This window comes from Amphritea balenae (assembly GCF_003858655.1).
In the GTDB taxonomy this organism is placed as follows: domain Bacteria; phylum Pseudomonadota; class Gammaproteobacteria; order Pseudomonadales; family Balneatricaceae; genus Amphritea; species Amphritea balenae.
In genome coordinates, this window is the sequence record NZ_RQXV01000003.1 from 364,140 (window position 1) to 384,002 (window position 19,863).

Here is a 19,863-nt window from a genome sequence, read left to right on the forward strand (position 1 = left end):
TCACTACAGTACCCAGATGCATGCTAAGAACACAAAGAACAAGGAAAAAAGATTAAAACTATAATTACTTGTTCTTCTCTGTGTGCTCGGTGCCCTTGGCATGCCCCTTGGGCACTGTGGCAAACCGTTCTTATTTTTTCGCTCTTATCTTTTCCGGTTTTTCAGACGCGGCGTAGCCGCATCGGACAAGCGCAGCGCTCGGACTAGTTGCGAATCAACAATCGGACTAGTAAAACGATCGGCTCTTATACCGGACTAGTGAAACGCTCGGCTCTTAACGTTCTTCTCAGTGTGCTCGGTGCCCTTGGCATGCCCCTTGGGTACTGTGGTAAACCGTTCTTATTTTTTCGCTCTTATCTTTTCCGGTTTTTCGGACGCGGCAAAGCCACATCGGGCAATAGCAGCTCTCGTACAAGTGTAACAATCTGACCTCAAAATTTATGATCGGACAATTAACGCGATCGTAATCGGACGCTACTAAGCTGCATCAGACAGACCAAGTGTTCAGATTTAATCCAGTAAGACTTGGTAAAATCGTTCTGTAGGAAGTATCCAACGGAATAATTCTTTAATCTTAAAAATCAAAACACTAGTAAATAAAATCAAAGATAATCTTTCTATGTTTCTCAAGTGAGTAGGCTTCACAGAAGCATCAATGTGATAAAATCTAATTCTATAAAAACACTGGATAACAAATAAAATATCAAAGCTTCTTTAAAGAAAAGACAGTACCACATAGGATTAGCGCATATTTTGTATTTTTTCGTCTTAATAATAGTCAATTAATCACTTCCAATATCTCACTTTTCTCTTTTAAATTAGCCACACAAGCAATACAATGTAAATACTAATATTTGAAAGCCAAAGACTTACCATAAAAAGCAGAAAAACTCAAATGCATTCTTTAAATAAAAGCACCGTAGAAAAGTATGATTTTATCGATCTGGCAAGGGCACTAGCCATTTTAGGAGTTATTGCAGTTCATAGCTACCAAAAAATTGAAGATCTACCATATATACTTTCAGCAATATCGAATTATGGTCAACTAGGTGTTCAACTTTTTTTTATAGCATCAGCCTACACTTTATGCTTATCCATGGAAAATCGAAATGAAATATCTATATCCTACTTCTACTTACGACGTTTTTTTAGAATAGCCCCATTATTCTACTTTGGTATAGTCTTTTATTATCTGTGGAGTGTATTTAAAATCAATACGCTTGGGTTAACTAGTGAAATTAGCTATAGTTATTTATACGTAATTGAAAACATATTATTCATTCATGGGTTTAATCCAGAAAATTTCAACAATATAGTACCAGGAGGGTGGAGCATTTCTGTAGAAATGACCTTTTACTTACTATTCCCTCTCCTCTATAGACTCTATAAACTCATTGGCCAAGAGAAGTTTTTAGCATACTCTGCACTCCTTATAACTACTGGAATTTGTATACAATATAGTATATATAACGAATTAACCCCACTATCTCTTAGTAGTAATATTACAAATGATGGCTTTTCATTCATTTACGCCTCATTTTTTAATATGTATGGCGTTTTCCTTATTGGTATGATTTTTTATTTCTATAGGGACAAGCCTCTAGCGAGTGGATCAATGGTGTTAGCCTTAGTATTAATAGCCACATCCGCATTGATGCAAAACCTACAACAATTCAATACTACAATTGATGGAGCCATATACCCAATCCTCTCATCAATAGCATTTGGAATATTTATTATAAGAATATCAAAAATTAAAAACATAAATTTTTGGGGTAAAAACTTTTTAATTGAGATAGGAAAAAAATCATATTCAATTTATCTTTTACATTTTTTCACGCTAGATATCATTAGAGAGTTACTAATAAAAGTAGATGCAAACCCTTCACTACTTCTATTTTTAACATTTTCATTAACAATATTACTTACTACATTTTTTGCGACACTAACAATGAAGTATATCGAGAAACCTTTCATAGATACTGGCTCAAAAATCATAAATTCAATAAAAAGAAACAGAGCCCTTATTAACTTTAAATAACTCATTACAATCAAAAAAATTCACACTACCAATTAAGAAGGCAAATTAATTTTTAACACACATGAAATTAAGCCATAAAACGAACCTCATAAACACGGAGTCAATTTTTATTATAATTAAACATTCTACATTGATCTATCAAAAAAAATTTAGAATAGGTTTTAATATTATTTATAAACATCATTCATCTTAGAAAAAGCCAATCAACTATCTAAATACAGCACGCAAGATTATTCAATTAAAAACAACAAAGACATTAGTAGAGCATTATCTTCACAAGCAACTATAAACAAAAAAAACAGCAAAACATCCAAACCATAGCATTAAATTTATAAGTTATAAATAAATGATCTTTTTTACAAATTCTAATTTAAAGGTTCACTGTAATCCAATTACAGTTTTCTCCATTAATAACTTAGTTTTAATTACCTCATTAATTAGTAACTCAGCCCCCCGCAGAGAAGGATGATCATCGTCAAAGTAAAGCGGTACACCATTTTTAACTGCATAACATACATCTAAATCACAAAAAGATTTTACAGGATCTATAAAAAATACATTTTTTGGATAAACCGTTTTTTCAAAGTGATCCAAAACATAAGAATTACGATTATAATAATCTGAAAGACCAACACCGAAAACATTATTAACAGATCCACCCAGTATATTATTCCGCCCCAACAAATCATACACAGAAAACTCAAGCTCAGGAATCGGCTTAAGCACAAAGACGTATTTTTTTACTTTTGAAAGATCTAAAATCAACTCATCAAGAGATTCAATAATTAATCTTCTTCGACCTTCAGAATACTCCTGCCCACCATCAGATGAGTTGCTACCTTCTCCAAACAATGCGTACGAATACCTATAATTAATCAAAACATTTTCAATAGACTTATTATTTATAATTTTCGAATAAGATTGATTTGTCCATGAAGCACAGTCACTAAAATCTTTTCCTTTATTATAAGAAGGGATGCAAGCAGAATAGCTATAATGTGCAACTCCTCTATTTTTAGAATCTAATTTTTTTGCCAAAGCGTATGCTAATTCAATAGTGTGGCTATCTCCAAGAGTAGCCCAAGATATATCTTCATGAAAATACTTGCACTCGCCCTTCGTACTAGCGTTATAATTTTTGTCACTATTGCATTTTAGCCTATAAGGGCTCGCCTTAACTTTAGATAGAACATTCGATAGCTCTGTGCTTATTGTCGGCCTTGAAAACAAGCCTGACTCAAAAAATGTGATCACACTGATAACTACCACGAAGAAGGCCATAACAACTGGAGTGGTAGTAAAAAGGCCACTAAAAGTCGCTTTCTTATTATGTTTTATTTTGCTTTCAACATAAAAATATGATAGAAAACCTAAAAGAAAAGCTAATCCAAACCCTAGGAAAATATAAAACACGTCATCTAAACCTGCGGTGTAGAACAGTACAACTATCGGCCAATGCCAAAGATATATAGAGTATGAGCACTTCCCTATTAACTGGACGGCAACATTATTTAAAAGAATATTACTTTCTCTATTCGACAGAACAACCAAGAACGTTCCAAAAACAGGAAGCATTGCAAGGTATCCTGGCCAAGTGCTACTTTTCGAGAAAATATAAAATGATATAAAGATAATTAACATACCAAGAAGCTGAAAGTAGCACTTACTTTTTTCCTTCATAGTAAGTGGAAACAAATAAGCTAGACCGCCCATCAACATTTCCCACGCACGAGTAGGCAATAGATAATAAGCCGAACTAGGCCAATAATGTGACGCAACACTAGAAACAATGAAGGAAAAAGCAAATACAATAAGAACAAAAATCTTTATTGACTGAAAACCAAGAAACCTATTAATAAATAGAATAAAAGCTGGATAAAGCAAGTAAAATTGCCACTCAACAGATAAAGACCATGTATGAAGAAGCCATTTACCATGAGAAGATCTATCAAAATAACCTGCCTCACTCCAATATAAAAAATTCGAAAAAAATGATATAGAACCTAGTATATGTTTACTTATCGTTTCATATTGAAGAGGTGGAAAATATATCCATCCAAACACAAATAAAACAAAGCACATTATAGCTAAAGCCGGAACAATTCTATTAGCTCTAGCCATATAAAAATCAGTTAATGAGAAGGTTTTCTCTCGTACCCCATTAATAACTATTCCTGTCATTAAATAACCAGAGATAACAAAAAAGACATCAACACCTGCAAAACCACCAGATAGCCAGTTCTGATTAAAGTGAAACACAACTACAGCAATAACAGCCACAGCTCTAAGTCCATTTATATCTTTTCTAAACAAAGCAAACCTTTTTTACTTAAGACTATTTATTGGTAATTACACTGCACACACAACTCATTAAAATCAATTTATTTTAGTTCAATTTTTCATAAAAAATATTAAACACGCCCGTACTGATCTTCCAACCTAACGATATCATCTTCACCCAGATAGGAGCCGGACTGAACTTCGATAAGCTCCAGTGGGATCTTGCCGGGGTTTTCAAGGGAATGAATTTCACCGATAGGGATATAAACCGATTCATTCTCTGATACAAGCATAGTATCGTCACCGCGGCGTACATTGGCAGTACCAGATACAACAACCCAGTGCTCCGCTCGATGATGGTGTTTTTGTAACGATAGCTTAGCCCCTGGATTTACCGTAATACGTTTTGCCTGGTAACGCTCACCGTTATCAATAGAATCATACTTACCCCAGGGACGATAAACTACACGATGCTGAAAATGCTCATTACGCTCAGCCGCTTTAATCTGGTTGACGATCTTCTTAACATCCTGCACCCGGTCTTTACGGGCAACAAGAAGAGCATCTTTGGTATCCACAATTACCAGATCATCCACACCCAGTGTCGTTACCAGGCGGTCTCCGGCATAAACAAAGCTGTTAGTGGTATCTTCAAGAATGGTATCGCCAACGGCGACATTATTGTTGGCATCTTTATCTTTAATCTCCCACAACGCAGACCAACTGCCCACATCACTCCAACCCGCATCAAGCGGCACGACAACCACACTGTCAGAGCTATCTTGAGAGTCAGAGCCTTCAGCGGATAAAGAGCCTTCAGCGCACAACGGCTCCATAACAGCATAATCAATCGACTCATCCGGGCAAGCCGAAAAAGCTGTCTCATCGACACGTACAAAATCCATATCAGCAACGGTACCAGCCATCGCAGCCTGACAAGCTTCTAGAATGTCTGGTCGAAACTTACCTAGTTCTTCTAAATAACGATCCGCCCGGAACATAAACATCCCGCTGTTCCAGTAATAATCCCCAGAATCCACATAAGCCTCAGCCGTCACAACATCCGGCTTTTCAACAAACTCCTGAACTGTAAAATGGCTTTGCTTTAGATCTTCCGACTTTGAACTACGGATATAACCGTAGCCTGTTTCAGCATGAGTCGGCACTATGCCAAAAGTTACCATCTTACCCGCCGCCGCTAACGGCTCCGCAATGGCCACCGCATCACGAAACGCCGCGACATCCTCAATCACATGATCCGCCGCCAACACCAACAAAATCTCGCTCTGATCTTGATCTTTTGCCCCTTCGGACAAGCGAAGCGATCGGACCTCGGACGCCGATCTATCGGCATCGGTGTTTTTGGCATCGATTCGTTTAGCATCAGCCTTAAGCGCAGCTAAGGCAATCGCCGGCGCTGTATTTCGCCCCACAGGCTCAAGTAACACCGAACAGTTTTGCCCGATCTGACGCATCTGCTCCGCCGCCAGAAAGCGATGTTCTTCGTTACAGATAACATCAACAATATCGACCTGTTTCAGGCGGGCAACCGTTTCCTGCAGCATGGTCTTTTCTGCATTTAAAGGCAGAAATTGCTTCGGATACTGGGTACGTGAAAGAGGCCAGAGCCGGGTACCGGAACCGCCGGCCATAATTACAGGGATCATTTCGAATATCCTTTTCCATTCATGAAATACCACTTCGAGTGCAGATGCACATCATCCGCCTCTAACAGCTCAGCCTCTCTGAGCCAGCGATATTCACTATGTTGTTCTTCGGGTAACGACCTTATTGTGTCCCCAAGATTGATTAAAAATGCGTTAACAACATAATGTGTCGAGACTAACTCACACACCGCCGCATCTTCATAAAAATGTTCATACAGACCTAAATAACGGGCCTGATCAATAGTATAAGACTGACCTAGCTCATTAAGGGTTAGCCGCTGAAACGCATCGGCCAGGGCTTCATTCTTCAACACCCGACCACCGGGCACAAACCAATACCCCTTCGCAGGGCGATTAAGCCGCTTGCCCAGCAACACCTTACCTTGTTGATCTCGTACCACCAGATCTAAAGAGATCAACGGCGTAGACTCGACTACGGTCTTAAACTGTTCCTTCGATAACAAACGGCTCATTTTATGTAAAAACCCTTAAAAACTTTTTGCACCACAGAGGACACAGAGGCCACGGAGGGAAAGCCTCAAACATGATAAAAACACTATTACCTTAAGCTCTTACCCACGAAGTCTGCCTTTGATCTTCTCCGTGTACTCTGTGTCCTTAGCATGCCTTTAGGTACCGTGGTTAACCGCTCTTACGCACCTGAACCGTAAAATCTTACAAGCCTTCTCACCACAGAGAACACCGAGGAAAGGAAAGAAAAACATAACAAACACCTCAACTGGTGACCCTTTAGCATTAGGCTATTAATTCTAGCCAGAAATCCCTTCGCTTTTGATCTTCTCTGTGGTCTCTGTGTCCTTGGCATGCCCCTTGGGTACTGTGGTAAACAACTCTTTAGCTCTTATCTTTCGTTTTTAACCGCGAAAATCATCCTGATGTTGCAGGAACCAATCGTAAGTCATGGCAAGACCTTCGCGCAGGCTGATCGAGTGTTTCCAGCCCAGTGCATTCAGTTTGCTCACGTCCATCAGTTTCCGTGGTGTTCCGTCAGGTTTAGTCGAATCAAATACTACTTCGCCTTTAAAGCCCACCACATCCGCCATGGTCAGGGCCATCTCTGCGATGGTGCAGTCTTCACCGGTACCCACATTCAGGTGCGATAGCATGGTTTCGGTATTGGCTTCATAAACCGCTTTATCAGCGTTCATGACAAACACAGAAGCGGCGGCCATATCATCCACATGTAAAAACTCACGCATTGGCTTACCGGTACCCCAGACGACTACCTCGGCATCATTGGCTAGCTTCGCCTCATGGAAGCGACGCATCAGCGCCGGAATAACATGGGAGTTTTCCGGGTGGAAGTTATCGTTTTCGCCATACAGGTTAGTCGGCATCACGCTGCGGTAATCAACACCATACTGACGGTTATAAGATTCACACATCTTAATACCGGCAATCTTAGCGATAGCATAAGGCTCGTTAGTTGGCTCAAGCACACCGGTCAACAACTCACTTTCCTGCATCGGCTGTTCCGCCAGTTTAGGATAGATACAGGACGATCCCAGGAACAACAAATGCTTAACACCTGACTCATATGCCCCGTGAATCACATTATTCTGAATGGTCAGGTTCTGATAGATAAACTCAGCCGGGTACTCATTATTCGCCCAGATTCCACCCACTTTAGCAGCAGCCAGATACACCTGATCGAACTTATGCTCAGCAAAAAATGCCAGCACATCCTGCTGTGACAACAAATCCAGTTCCTGCCGGCTAGCCGTCACAACTTCAACCGAATCATCCGCCGCCAACTGACGACAAATAGCAGACCCAACCATCCCGTTATGGCCCGCAACAAATATTTTTTGTTTCATTTTTGTTCCAAAAATAACAAAAAATCGAATAGCGCTAACGCGCAGTGTCCGATCGTTTCACTAGTCCGAACGCGTTGCTTGTCCGAAGTCCGAAAAAGCGGACAGTCGCTTTGCGACTATCGGACACGCAGCGTAGCTGCATCGGACATAGCGCAGAGCGCTGATCGGACAAGCGAAGCGTTCGGTTTTTAACGCTCAAGAGCAACGCTAACGTCATAACCGTGTTCTTTAAGCAAGGCGTGTTGCTTAGCTTGCTTAAGATCGTTCTGGACCATTTCAGCACACATCTCTTCGACGGTAATTTCCGGAGTCCAGCCCAGTTTTTCTTTGGCCTTGGTCGGATCACCCAACAGCGTCTCTACTTCAGCTGGGCGGAAATACTTAGGATCAACCCGTACAATCACATCACCTTCTTTAACAGCTGGAGCATCGTCGCCTTCAACCTTAGTGACAACCGCGTATTCATCAACGCCTTCGCCTCTGAAATCAAGAGTAACACCCACCTCAGCAGCCGACATACGCACAAACTCACGGACGGAAATCTGCTTACCGGTGGCGATAACGAAATCTTCTGGATTATCTTGTTGCAGCATCATCCACTGCATACGTACATAGTCTTTCGCATGACCCCAGTCACGTAGCGCATCCATGTTGCCCAGGTACAAACAATTCTCAATACCTTGCGCAATATTAGAGACTGCCCGGGTGATTTTACGGGTAACAAAGGTTTCACCACGGCGTGGCGATTCATGGTTAAACAAAATACCGTTACAGGCATACATACCGTAAGACTCACGGTAGTTAACAGTAATCCAGTAGGCATACATCTTAGCCGCGGCATAAGGCGAACGCGGATAGAAAGGTGTAGTTTCGCGCTGAGGTGTTTCCTGTACTTCTCCAAATAGCTCAGAAGTTGACGCCTGATAAAATTTAGTTTTCTTTTCCAGGCCTAAAAAGCGGATCGCTTCTAATAAGCGCAAGGTACCGATAGCATCAACATCTGCAGTGTATTCAGGCGACTCAAAAGAAACCGCTACGTGAGACTGTGCACCCAGGTTATAAACCTCGTCCGGTTGAACTTGTTGAATAATACGGGTTAGGTTCGAAGTATCAGATAGATCACCATAGTGTAGGTGAAATTTAACATTTTCTTCGTGTGAATCCTTATAAATATGGTCAACCCGCTCGGTATTAAAAGAAGATGCACGGCGCTTAATGCCATGCACTTCATAGCCTTTTTCTAACAGGAATTCAGCAAGGTACGAGCCGTCCTGACCGGTAACGCCGGTAATGAGTGCTACTTTGTTAGACATTAGATTATCCTTTCTAGTCAGTTAAATTTTTTACCAAACAACCACTGTTGCAAGAAGTAATAAATAAATCGTGGATTTTGTATAAGGTATCGCTTCCAAAGACGCTTAGGCTCACTAAAAAGTCTGAACAACCATTCTAAGCCAATTCTTTGCATCCAGCGGGGGGCATGTTTCTTACTGCCTGAGATAAAGTCGTAAGCAGCACCAACACCAAGCATGACACAATTAAGTCGATCTTTATGCTCCGCCATCCAACGCTCTTGTTTAGGACAACCGATACCAACAAAAAGAACATCAACACCAGTCATATTAATTTCATCTACAACAGCATTGTCTTCTTCAGTCGTTAGTGAACGAAACGGTGGTGAGTATGAATAAACAATCTCAATACCAGGGTAACTCATAGATAAAGCAGCTTTTACTTCCTCAAGGACATCATTATTTGCGCCGCCATAAAGACCAATTCGTATAGATTTCTCAGAACTGAGCCTACACAGCTCATTCATTATGTCCTGACCACGTACCTGACGGGCTACAGAAGACCCTAAAAAAAATTGTGCCCACGAAATAGGTCGTCCATCAGGTATAATAAGATCAGCATCATTAACAACTGATCTAAACTCCGATGAATCAAATACTTCCATACACATATGGACATTAGAGACGCAGACGTAAGCACCACGATCTGACTGGGCTAAACCTAAAACCCTATCTATAGATTTCTGAATATTAACAACATCAACATCCATATTTATAATTGTACGACGATCTTCCATTATTTAACCTTAGCCTCAGCTATAGCCTGTTGATAAATATCCATTAACATTTCGTAATTTTTTTCAGGAGTGTATTTATCTAAATATTCTTGACGTGAACTTTCACCCATTCGACGAGTCTCTTCAGGGTGTTCAATCATCCATTGAGCTTTATTAGCAAGGTCATCTAAGTTACCTGGCTCAAAATGCAAACCAGTAAGACCATCCTCTACAATCTCTTCCATGCTACCCAGTCGAGAAACAACTGCTGGAGTTCCACAAGCAAAAGCCTCTACTAATACCATTGGGAAGCCTTCGTACCAAGTAGAAGGCATTAGAATGAAATCTGCATTACGAACCAACTCAAAAACATCTTCTTTATCTTTACGCCCTAAATACTCGACACCTTTTGTGACATTGGATTCCAGTTGTTCTTTAAGTGGCCCATCTCCAATGATTTTTAGTGAAGCATCAACTTGTTCCCAAGCAGATAGCAGTAGACTTAGACCTTTCTCTTCACTAAGCCTCCCCACATATAACGCATAGCCCCCTTTTTTAGGTACACTAGTAACACCAAAAAAAGGATCTTCAATAAAATTTGGCTTTATACATATTTTGTTTTCAGGCCAACCAGCTTCAATATATTTCTTTTTTGAAAACTCTGTTAAAACGATGTATAAATCAACGTGGTTATTCCAAGTCTGAAAAAACTTATGAAATTCTACCATCACAAAAAGAATGAAGCTCCCTAAAAAAGAATTACGATAAACTTTTGATTTAACAGCCCACCATGAAGAGTTAAGTATACTAGTTTCGTTAATCTGACCATCATGCATCAACAATGAACTAGGGCAGACAGCACGATAATTATGAAGCGTATGAACAACTGGGCACTTAACCTTAGAGCAGGAATAAAATATTGATGGAGAAAAAATTGGAAAATAATTATGAACGTGAACAACGCTAGGCTTACTTCTCAACAACTTACGTTTAATTCTATAGTATTGTTTTATAGAAAAAATAGTCCCCAGGGCCACCCTAATCTTACTGAAAAAACCTACTATAGAGTCATTATCAACATAAACCAACTCGACAACCTTACCATTTTTAACAAGGATGTCACGTTCATTTTCTAGAACAAAATCTTCACCACCGCCAATCTGATAATAATTATGCAAAAAAATAATTTTCATTGAAAAACTCCAGAAACAGCTTTCAAAACACCAAAATGAAAATTTGAAGCCATATTTTCAACACTATAATTAGAAGCAGAAGACCTACAGCCTTCTTTCAAAGCAATTAAAAGAGAATCATCTTTAAATAATTCAATAACTTTTTTTGAGTATAAATGAACATCAAATTCTGTTACAATCCCATTAACATTATTATCCAAATAATCAAACTCAGGACTATGTATTGGTATATTTGTTGTAATCATTGGGACTTCGAAAGCAAAGCTATCTAATACTGCTAATCCTACAAGACCAGGCATTAGAAGAATTTTACTAATTTTAAAATATGGGACTCTATCGACACCAACTTTAGGTCCTATAAAATGCGCCCATGACCGATTGACTGTGTAGTTTATAACATCCTTTGAATCAGGGCCGTCTCCTATAAACAAAACCTCAAAGTCTGATATTTCCTTCCTCACGAGATCACAAGATTCAAGAAGGAAATTAATTTTCTTTTCAGAATACATCCCACCACAATAGACAGCCACATTATTTGAGATAATACCTAGAGTTTTCTTAATTTCTAAAACATCATTTAGCTCTACGTTTCTTGAACTTAATTTAAGCTCAGAAACATCTATACTATTATCTACACAAGTAATTTTCGATTCAGGAAACCCCAAACTTTTGATAATTGAAACACCACTATTTGTATATGAAAACCACCAATCCACTTCAGAAGAATAAAACCGTTTAATTTTCTCAAAAAAATCATCTGAATTATAAGACTGGAAATTTTTTCCATGCCCCCAAAAAGCAACTTTCAGTTTGGTTAGACGCCTTAAAACAAGCAACAAATAGTTTAAAACTAACCTATTTGCCTGCTCTACTATCACTAGATCTGAAGTACTTAACAAATGAAAGACTGGTTGATAAACAATTTCTTTTCCGAAAAAACTAAAATATTTATTATCAATTTTTAATGACCAATCTCTAGTATATTCACAACTCGCTGGCACAGAACCAGGGCACTCTTGACCATAAATCACAAAAAGCTCTACGCCTTCATCTTTCAAAAGCTTATATAATAAATCGAAGAATGGAACTCTATAATGAGGCAAAACCCTTTGCAATATAATTACTCGCATACCTATCCTAATGTATGATTGTTGATAATATTAAGATAGAGCTCTTCAAGTTTAATCGATTGTTCAGCAATATTGAAACGATTAAGAACCATATCTCTCCCTCTAGCTCCCATTAATCGTGCTTGACTGTCGTCATTAATTATTTTGATAATAGCAGAAGCTAACTCTTCTACGTTTTCAGATTCAACAACAAATCCTGTCTCACCATCAATAACAGCTTCAGGGATTCCACCAACTCTAGTACCTATTACAGGAATACCGCAGGCGGAAGCTTCGACTAAAGCTAACCCAAAAGCTTCTTCAGCTCCTGATTTAGACTTTCTACTAGATAAGACAAGCGCTGATGATTCCTGCATAAGTTTAACAATCTCAACTTGCTCTAAGGCGCCCTTGAAAAACACATTACCATCAATACCAAGATCTACGCATTGCTTTCTCAAATCACTAGTTAAAGTTCCATCACCTACCTGAATTAAACTTAAATCAGGATAATATTCTAGAACTTTAGAGAAAGCTGAGAGCAATATATCAATCCCTTTTACATCTGTATGCCTAGCTATTGAAATGATCGACTTTTTACTACCAGATTTTTTTTCTTTTCCTGGAACAAAGAGCTGAGTATCAACGCCGATATAATGCTTAACAATTTTATCTTTTGGAAACCCTTTTTTAACCATTAAGTCACGAATAAAGTCAGACACAACAATAAAGGTCGTTACTTTTTTCTTTAACATTTTTCGTAATATTAAATAGCGAAAATCAGTTATTCGTTTATTCAATATCAAACCATAATCTGTAGTAGTTACATCTGAGCCATGACATGTAACGACCATCGGTTTATCCAAAACATACGACAAGCTTAAAATAAGAGCTGCATCTTGGACAAAATGAGCATGGAGCAATTCAATATCATTAACAATTTTATTAGAGAAAAGCTCCTTACTATAACCTACCAAGGTAAATATTAACCGTGAGAATTTACCATTAACACTCACTAATTTAATACCATGAACTTCCGAAATATTATCTCTGCAAATAACAACAGGCTCAATATTTTTGCAACTCTTTATCTGCTTAGTTATAAAAACCTCAGAATATATTGGATAGACAGTACGAAAGATCCCTACTCTGATCTTCTTGCTCATATTTTGCAGCCTCAAAAATCATTTGCGATTTTTTACTATAGACGCGGGGTTACCGGCCACGACAACATAATCTGGAATATCTTTGGTAACTATTGATCCTGCACCAATAACCACACCTTTCCCGACATTAACACCTGGCAAAATTATACTATTTGATCCAATCCAAACATCATCGGATACGACAATTGACTTTTCTTTAGTCAAACCTTGTTTGATCATTGGAACATTTATGTCTGAAAATTCATGACCAGTAGTAATAAACTGAACATTTTGCCCCATCATTATATTATTACCCAGAACTACTGTACCAAATAACTTACAGTTAACACCTATTCCAGAATTATCACCAATACGAACTTTTTTTCCACTACCAAAGTATGCGTTTCTCTCAATATTGATATTATCACCTGCCTTGTCAAACATATACGATGCAATATTTCTTCTTAGAGGCCTTACCCACTTAGTTAACTTTGTATTTGATGAAGGAAGGTATCTAACAGCACCATAATATGTACAGGCACTTAAAAGATATCTGGCCTTATTAAGTGACAATTTTGCATTAATTTTAAAGATAGAATAATAAATGTTTAAGACTGATTTATCATGCCACTCTGCCCCATGTTCAAGTAGCATTTTTTTACGCTCGGTTAAGAGAGACGTCCCTCCATTCAAGGTCTTAGTTTCCTCCCATTCACGATATCCTGCGATCGGCTTTGTGTTAAGATCTACAGGATTACTTTTAACTAGGAGTCTTAGCCATAGGTCTAAATCCATTGAGTACCTGAGGGTCTCACTAAAGTAGCCAACATCTACCAAAGCCTTTCTACTATAAAATGAACCTGGCTGAATCAATGTATTATTTTCACGTAACAACTGTTCCCTTGTGGATACTTTAACCGATGCCTCTCTTATAACCTTTCCATATTTATCAATAATGTTGATATTTGAATTGTAAAACAAAGTTGAGTCATGTGAGAGGTTGTATGCATCTACTATCTTCTCTACTGCATCAGGATATAAAATATCATCAGAATTTATCCAACCTACTAGATCACCGCTAGCTAATTTGAAACCTTTAATTATTGCATCACTTTGTCCATTATCAGGCTCACATACCAACCTATCTATTGAATTTGAAAAACTATCTAATACTTCTGATGTATTATCACTAGACTGAGCATCAACAACAATATATTCAACATTCTTATAAGTCTGACTCACAACAGACTTAATGGTATTAGCAATAAACATCCCTTGATTAAAGCTAGGTGTAATTATTGATACTAAAGGTTCATTATTCATAACCGCTTCCTATTATTAGAAACAAACTTCTACTTTTTTGAATAACTCTGTGAAGATTTTTTCATTTGCTTATAATACGAATAGGCAAGCAAATCGTACACTAAAAAAACAACAAACAAATATACATAACTCATACTAGCTGCATTTATGAATGACAAAACAAGATAAATTATAAAAATAAAGTGAACTTTTGAAAACCTTTCCATCTTCATCAACTGTAAGTTGATATTAACATTGAGCCAAAAAACAAGAACACACATAAACAAAAATGTACCAAGAAAGCCTGTAACTCCAATTAAATTTGAAAATCCATTATCTGGTGACCCTCCATGAATCACATTTGACTGATACCCTAATCCTAGCGCATTAAGGTTAGTAAACCCGAAGCCTAATATCGGATTAAAATCTAGAACATTATTTATTATATTATTAAATTCAATAGCTCTCACCATATATCCACTTGACTGATCGTACCCAGCTACTTTAAATTCATCAAAGCGCCCAAAAAGAGCAGTTAAGTGCCCAGAGAATACATCTACTAAAAAAGGCGATACAATCGTAAACAACGCAAATATAAACAGCATTCTTTTAAAACTACGAATCATTGGTGAACGATAAACTAAAACAAGTAGCATCACTGCAAACATTAAAATTAATGATCCTCTTGTTAGACTTAGCAATACACAACCAATCAAAATAAATAAACTAGCAACATCTATAAATTTAACTGTAGTAGAAGACAATACTCTATCCGTCAAATAAATAATAAAATAAAAACAAAACACAGGAAACCCTGAGAAATTTCTTTTAACATCTTCAACATCCAACAAAAATTCTTCATGAACGCCTTTTGGATATATCTCCCAGCCCAGTAAATTATAACCAAAATAACAAACCCCAAAAAAAATAGTTGACCATTTTAAAATACAAATAATATCATTAAAAACGGCTACAGGATTCACTCTCATCACATAGTACGCAACAAAAAAAACAAGACCATAAAAAAACTGCCTACCCATTTTTATGGGCCATTCTATCCCGCCCTGAATCAAAACAGAGTAAATAAATAAAAAACAGTAGTAGTAAAAAAAAACAACAACCGAGTTGTATAAATAACTTGAATATTTATGCCTCTGGTAATCAACATACCTAGGCTCACACAGAAACTTCCAATAAAAAAACAGAAAAATGGTTATTACCAACCCATAATCCATAAACTTAATCATGCCTTTTAACGCAAAATCTTCCCAATCAAGCAAACCATTAATATTCGAATATACTATCAATATCAAAGGAATCCAGGCCGCTTTACTTCTATTCAATAGAAATAAAAAAATTAGCACAAACATCATAACAACAGTATATTTATACAAACTTAGCACCTAATAAAAACAAGCCAACTGCTAATTTAAATACCCTTAAAAAACGAAACTTTCAGCAGTAAAATATCTATAAGTATTTTCCTTGGATAGAATACAAACAGCATAATAACAAACATTGATACATATAAGAGCATTGATATTAAAGAAAACAAATACCCCCCTATATCAACAAAGTAATAACTACCAAGAAAAGACACACTTAGTGACACAATTGATGAAAAACCAATCTTTATACAATCAGGAGAAAACAACTCAAACAATTTTATATTCAGCCATTTTTGTACTTTAAACAGCAACATCAAGTTACCTACACTCAGCGCTATAATTGAAGCATAAACGATCCCTATCCCTTCGTAGTAAAGACCAAGCACATATCCTAGCATTAAATTAAGTAGACTCATCAAGACATGCGCCCATGCATTAACAGAAATATCCCCTGCACCTAGATTCATAAAATACGCGGGCAGACACATCCCTGACACTAACGCGCCCACAGCCAATATCTTTCCATATAATATAAATTCACTTTCTGCATACCCTATCCATAGTATTGAAAGCATTGAAAAGAATACAAACACCGCTAGATAATAAGGTAATCCAATAACAAAAATACTGTTAAATGAACTTTTATATACGCTTTTCAACCTTTCGACATCATTATTTTTTATTGTCGCAATTTCTGGCAAAAGCGCCTGCATTACAACTACAACGATAGCTCTAATTTTTACAACCGCTTGATTAGCCATTTCATAATATGCAGTGGCATCCAGCCCTGCAAACTTTGCAAGCAGGAACTTTGTAATAGGATCAAACATTAACCCTGAAATCCCAATTACTTGAAAATTTAAAGCATAGCGATATATCTTTATAAAGCTTTCTCGATCCCAACAGAGAGGAATTATTGGAAGTTTTGACATCAGCTTTTTCAAAACAAACCAATTCAATATCATTAACACCAAAAACTGAATTAATTGTGCTATCGCAACCCCCTCTATACCATAATATGGGACAAAATACAGAGTAAGAAATAAATACAACAGATTACATAATATTAATATAATATTCTTTAAATCCATTCTTTGACACCCATCAATCGCGGACTGCAACACACCTGATATTATTCCAATCCATAACGCCACAATTGACCAAGGTAATATCTTTACTGCAATTATATATTCGGATTCCGGTAGACTCCATGACAGGAGGTTTATTATTAGTTGGTACCCTATACCCACTAATACAAAAAAAATTATTGCTACTGTTATAACTGCAGTTTGTACTATCTTGCGTGCACTCGCATGATTGTTATTAGATATATCTCGAGCTATAAACTTCAACACGGCTCCAGAAAATCCCAGCTCACTCAAGCGACCAACAGAAACACTAGCAAGCACTACCGCCCACACCCCCAACTGAGCAGTTCCAATGGTATCCAATAGGTAGCGATACATAATGAAAAGTACTATTGTAGAAATGCATAATTGAATAACCCCTGTCAATGCGTTTCTACTTAACCTTTTCCTAGCTATCACTTTCAATTCCTTTTCATCTGCCAATAATAAACTTGGCTCTATCACTTAGCTTTAAAATATATTTTTAATGAATATTAATTACTATACCTATCACTCGTCCCTTAATTGCATTTTTCTGTTATTAATAACGAGATCATAAAACTTAAACATTAATCTTTCTTAAAAATCTAGCTGGATTACCAGCCCATATTTCATTAGCCGGAATACTTTTTGTCACAACACTACCAGCACCAATTATTACCTTATTACCAACATCAACTCCTTTTAATATAATCACTGAGCCTCCAATAAAAACGTCATCTCCTATTCTTATTTTTTTTGATATAACATCATCGTCTGCCCCTCTCCTATCAACAAATGATATTGAATGAAAGTTAGTATCCCAAATCTTAGTGCCATTTCCCAACAAGCATCTTTTACCTATTTCAACCTCATCGCAACTAAAAATACTAACATTAGACATTCCCGTTCCTTCTCCTATTTTTATAAAAGCTCCATCCAATGCTGTAATTTGAGTTTTACTCCCCCCACCGATTGGATTATATTTATTTCCTGAATTTATAACTACATTATCATCTATCTCAACTTGACCTCGACTCTGAAAGGCAACCATGCCATTAAAAACAACATTTTTTCCAACCCTAATTCTTAAAACATTTCTCAAGTAATATTTATTGATATTGCCTATTATCTTATTTATCAAATTAGTTATATTCATAACAAAATTAAATTCTCTATTTATCAAGGCTAATTAATCTTAATATATATCCTTAGAAAATAAGGAAATTGGTGTTTTAACAATTATTTTTATATCCAGTGTCAACGACCAGTTATTTATATACGCCAGATCGTATTCGACCCTTTTTTCCATCTTATCCAGGGTTTCAGTTTCGCCCCGAAAACCACTGATTTGCGCCAAACCGGTTATTCCCGGTTTAATTCGATGGCGTGCCAAATAAGCATTCACTTTGTCAGAGTAATAATCGTTATGAGCTACCGCATGGGGTCGGGGGCCAACCAATGACATGGTGCCCTGCAGTACATTAAAGAATTGCGGTAGTTCATCGATTGAGGTTCGGCGTATAAAAGCACCGACCTTGGTAATGCGGGTATCGCCTTTAGTGGCTTGTTTTACTTCAGCATCATCGTGCAGTTTCATGCTGCGAAACTTCCACACTTTGATGATTTTGCCATCCCAACCATGGCGATCCTGTTTAAAAAATACCGGCCCTGGGGATGAGCGCTTAATTGCAATGGCGACTCCCAGCATTAACGGACTGAAAGCGATAAGCGCTAAGGTAGCCAGCACTTTATCCAGTATGTTTTTTAAAACGATGGCGCTTCTTCGCGAAGTCATCGGGCTTTCGTTCAACGAGATAAGTGGCATACCCGCCACTTCTCTAATGGAGTGATTCAACAAACTCAATCCGAAAATATCCGGTACCCAGATAACATCGACATTCATATCCAGCAGATCGATATGCAACGCTTCGATCAGTTCTGATTCTGCAACAGGAAGCGCCACATACACCCGACGAACTTTATTCTCTTTAATTAGCTGCCTGATCGCTTCAGAACGACCCAGTAGCGGTAATGGTAGTAATCCGATTTCATCATCGGTCAGTGGATAATCATCTGAATGGACGAAGCCTACTACCCGATCGGGTAACCAACGGTTTGAATTAAGATTATTAACCAGATTACATGCCAGCTCACCGGTACCCAGCACCAGGGTTGGTATTTCACGAGAGAACAGCTGTTTATATTGCTTATATAATGAGCCCAGTACGTTGAGGCTTAACAATTGCAGCAGATAACCGGCAATAGCCCATTCGATGAGTACTTCCCGGGAAAAGCTTTGACTACTTTTGGTCGCAAACCCCACCAGCGCAAGTAACAGCATGACCTGAAACCAGGCGGCAAATAGCCGGAATGCACTTTTAGCAAAGTTCAGTGATTGACGGTATACACCGCGACGCCGATAGATAATCCAGACGCAAAGAACCGATACCACCGCCAGCATGCGATAGTTTGAAGGCAGTTCGCCTAACTTAAGGAAGGTAAAGAAAAACAGGCAGCCACACACAATCACCAGGTCAGCAATATGCTGCACCCAGAATGCGAGTGACTCATGATTATTTAATAGACGTCGCTTACGCGCAACTGTGCCGTAAGGCGTCACATTGATATTCATATCAATGCGTTTCCCTGTGTTATCCCTTGTTTGCGATCGACAACTCCATTAATCCCTGATCGCAATAAATGCTTAAATGCTGCATACCGAC

The 19,863-nt window shown here is 37.8% G+C and carries 15 protein-coding genes; 1 reads left to right on the forward strand and 14 read right to left on the reverse strand.

Annotation, left to right across the window (positions count from 1 at the left end; translation table 11 throughout):
* Positions 1 to 895: 895 nt before the first annotated feature.
* Positions 896 to 2,041 carry an acyltransferase family protein gene (locus EHS89_RS08260; protein ID WP_124925658.1) on the forward strand — a complete coding sequence of 382 codons (1,146 nt, stop codon included), beginning with the start codon at positions 896 to 898 and terminating at the stop codon, positions 2,039 to 2,041.
* A 378-nt stretch (positions 2,042 to 2,419) separates the two neighbouring features.
* Here EHS89_RS08260 and EHS89_RS08265 read toward each other — a convergent pair whose 3' ends face one another.
* From EHS89_RS08265 to EHS89_RS08330, 14 genes are all read right to left on the reverse strand, one after another.
* Positions 2,420 to 4,354, reverse strand: coding sequence for an acyltransferase family protein (locus tag EHS89_RS08265; protein WP_124925659.1), 1,935 nt, complete (start codon positions 4,352 to 4,354; stop codon positions 2,420 to 2,422).
* A 98-nt stretch (positions 4,355 to 4,452) separates the two neighbouring features.
* Positions 4,453 to 5,988 carry a mannose-1-phosphate guanylyltransferase/mannose-6-phosphate isomerase gene (locus EHS89_RS08270; protein ID WP_124925660.1) on the reverse strand — a complete coding sequence of 512 codons (1,536 nt, stop codon included), beginning with the start codon at positions 5,986 to 5,988 and terminating at the stop codon, positions 4,453 to 4,455.
* Positions 5,985 to 6,461, reverse strand: a complete 477-nt coding sequence (locus tag EHS89_RS08275) for a GDP-mannose mannosyl hydrolase (RefSeq protein WP_124925661.1) — start codon at positions 6,459 to 6,461, stop codon at positions 5,985 to 5,987. Before EHS89_RS08275 ends, EHS89_RS08270 begins: the two co-directional genes overlap by 4 nt.
* 402 nt (positions 6,462 to 6,863) lie before the next feature.
* Positions 6,864 to 7,826 carry a GDP-L-fucose synthase gene (fcl, locus tag EHS89_RS08280; RefSeq protein WP_124925662.1) on the reverse strand — a complete coding sequence of 321 codons (963 nt, stop codon included), beginning with the start codon at positions 7,824 to 7,826 and terminating at the stop codon, positions 6,864 to 6,866.
* Positions 7,827 to 8,014: 188 nt separating this feature from the next.
* Positions 8,015 to 9,139 carry a GDP-mannose 4,6-dehydratase gene (gene gmd, locus EHS89_RS08285; RefSeq protein ID WP_124925663.1) on the reverse strand — a complete coding sequence of 375 codons (1,125 nt, stop codon included), beginning with the start codon at positions 9,137 to 9,139 and terminating at the stop codon, positions 8,015 to 8,017.
* Positions 9,140 to 9,156: 17 nt separating this feature from the next.
* The gene (locus EHS89_RS08290) at positions 9,157 to 9,915 is read right to left on the reverse strand and encodes a WecB/TagA/CpsF family glycosyltransferase (RefSeq protein WP_124925664.1); all 759 of its coding nucleotides are present in this window, start codon (positions 9,913 to 9,915) and stop codon (positions 9,157 to 9,159) included.
* On the reverse strand, positions 9,915 to 11,087 hold the full coding sequence (locus EHS89_RS08295; protein WP_124925665.1) for a glycosyltransferase family 4 protein: 1,173 nt from the start codon (positions 11,085 to 11,087) through the stop codon (positions 9,915 to 9,917). Before EHS89_RS08295 ends, EHS89_RS08290 begins: the two co-directional genes overlap by 1 nt.
* On the reverse strand, positions 11,084 to 12,217 hold the full coding sequence (locus tag EHS89_RS08300) for a glycosyltransferase family 4 protein (RefSeq protein ID WP_124925666.1): 1,134 nt from the start codon (positions 12,215 to 12,217) through the stop codon (positions 11,084 to 11,086). The genes EHS89_RS08295 and EHS89_RS08300 overlap by 4 nt, the downstream gene beginning before the upstream one ends.
* A gap of 2 nt (positions 12,218 to 12,219) precedes the next feature.
* Positions 12,220 to 13,362, reverse strand: a complete 1,143-nt coding sequence (locus EHS89_RS08305; protein WP_124925667.1) for a glycosyltransferase — start codon at positions 13,360 to 13,362, stop codon at positions 12,220 to 12,222.
* An 18-nt stretch (positions 13,363 to 13,380) separates the two neighbouring features.
* Complete coding sequence (locus tag EHS89_RS21470; RefSeq protein ID WP_124925668.1) at positions 13,381 to 14,664, reverse strand: glycosyltransferase; 1,284 nt, start codon at positions 14,662 to 14,664, stop codon at positions 13,381 to 13,383.
* Between the two features lie 29 nt (positions 14,665 to 14,693).
* Positions 14,694 to 16,037 carry an O-antigen ligase family protein gene (locus tag EHS89_RS08315; protein WP_124925669.1) on the reverse strand — a complete coding sequence of 448 codons (1,344 nt, stop codon included), beginning with the start codon at positions 16,035 to 16,037 and terminating at the stop codon, positions 14,694 to 14,696.
* Positions 16,038 to 16,072: 35 nt separating this feature from the next.
* On the reverse strand, positions 16,073 to 17,602 hold the full coding sequence (locus EHS89_RS08320; RefSeq protein ID WP_124925670.1) for an oligosaccharide flippase family protein: 1,530 nt from the start codon (positions 17,600 to 17,602) through the stop codon (positions 16,073 to 16,075).
* 118 nt (positions 17,603 to 17,720) lie between these two features.
* On the reverse strand, positions 17,721 to 18,296 hold the full coding sequence (locus EHS89_RS08325) for an acyltransferase (protein ID WP_124925671.1): 576 nt from the start codon (positions 18,294 to 18,296) through the stop codon (positions 17,721 to 17,723).
* Positions 18,297 to 18,335: 39 nt separating this feature from the next.
* A complete protein-coding gene (locus tag EHS89_RS08330; protein WP_124925672.1) occupies positions 18,336 to 19,772 on the reverse strand; it encodes an undecaprenyl-phosphate glucose phosphotransferase in 1,437 nt (478 codons plus the stop codon).
* Positions 19,773 to 19,863 lie beyond the last annotated feature (91 nt).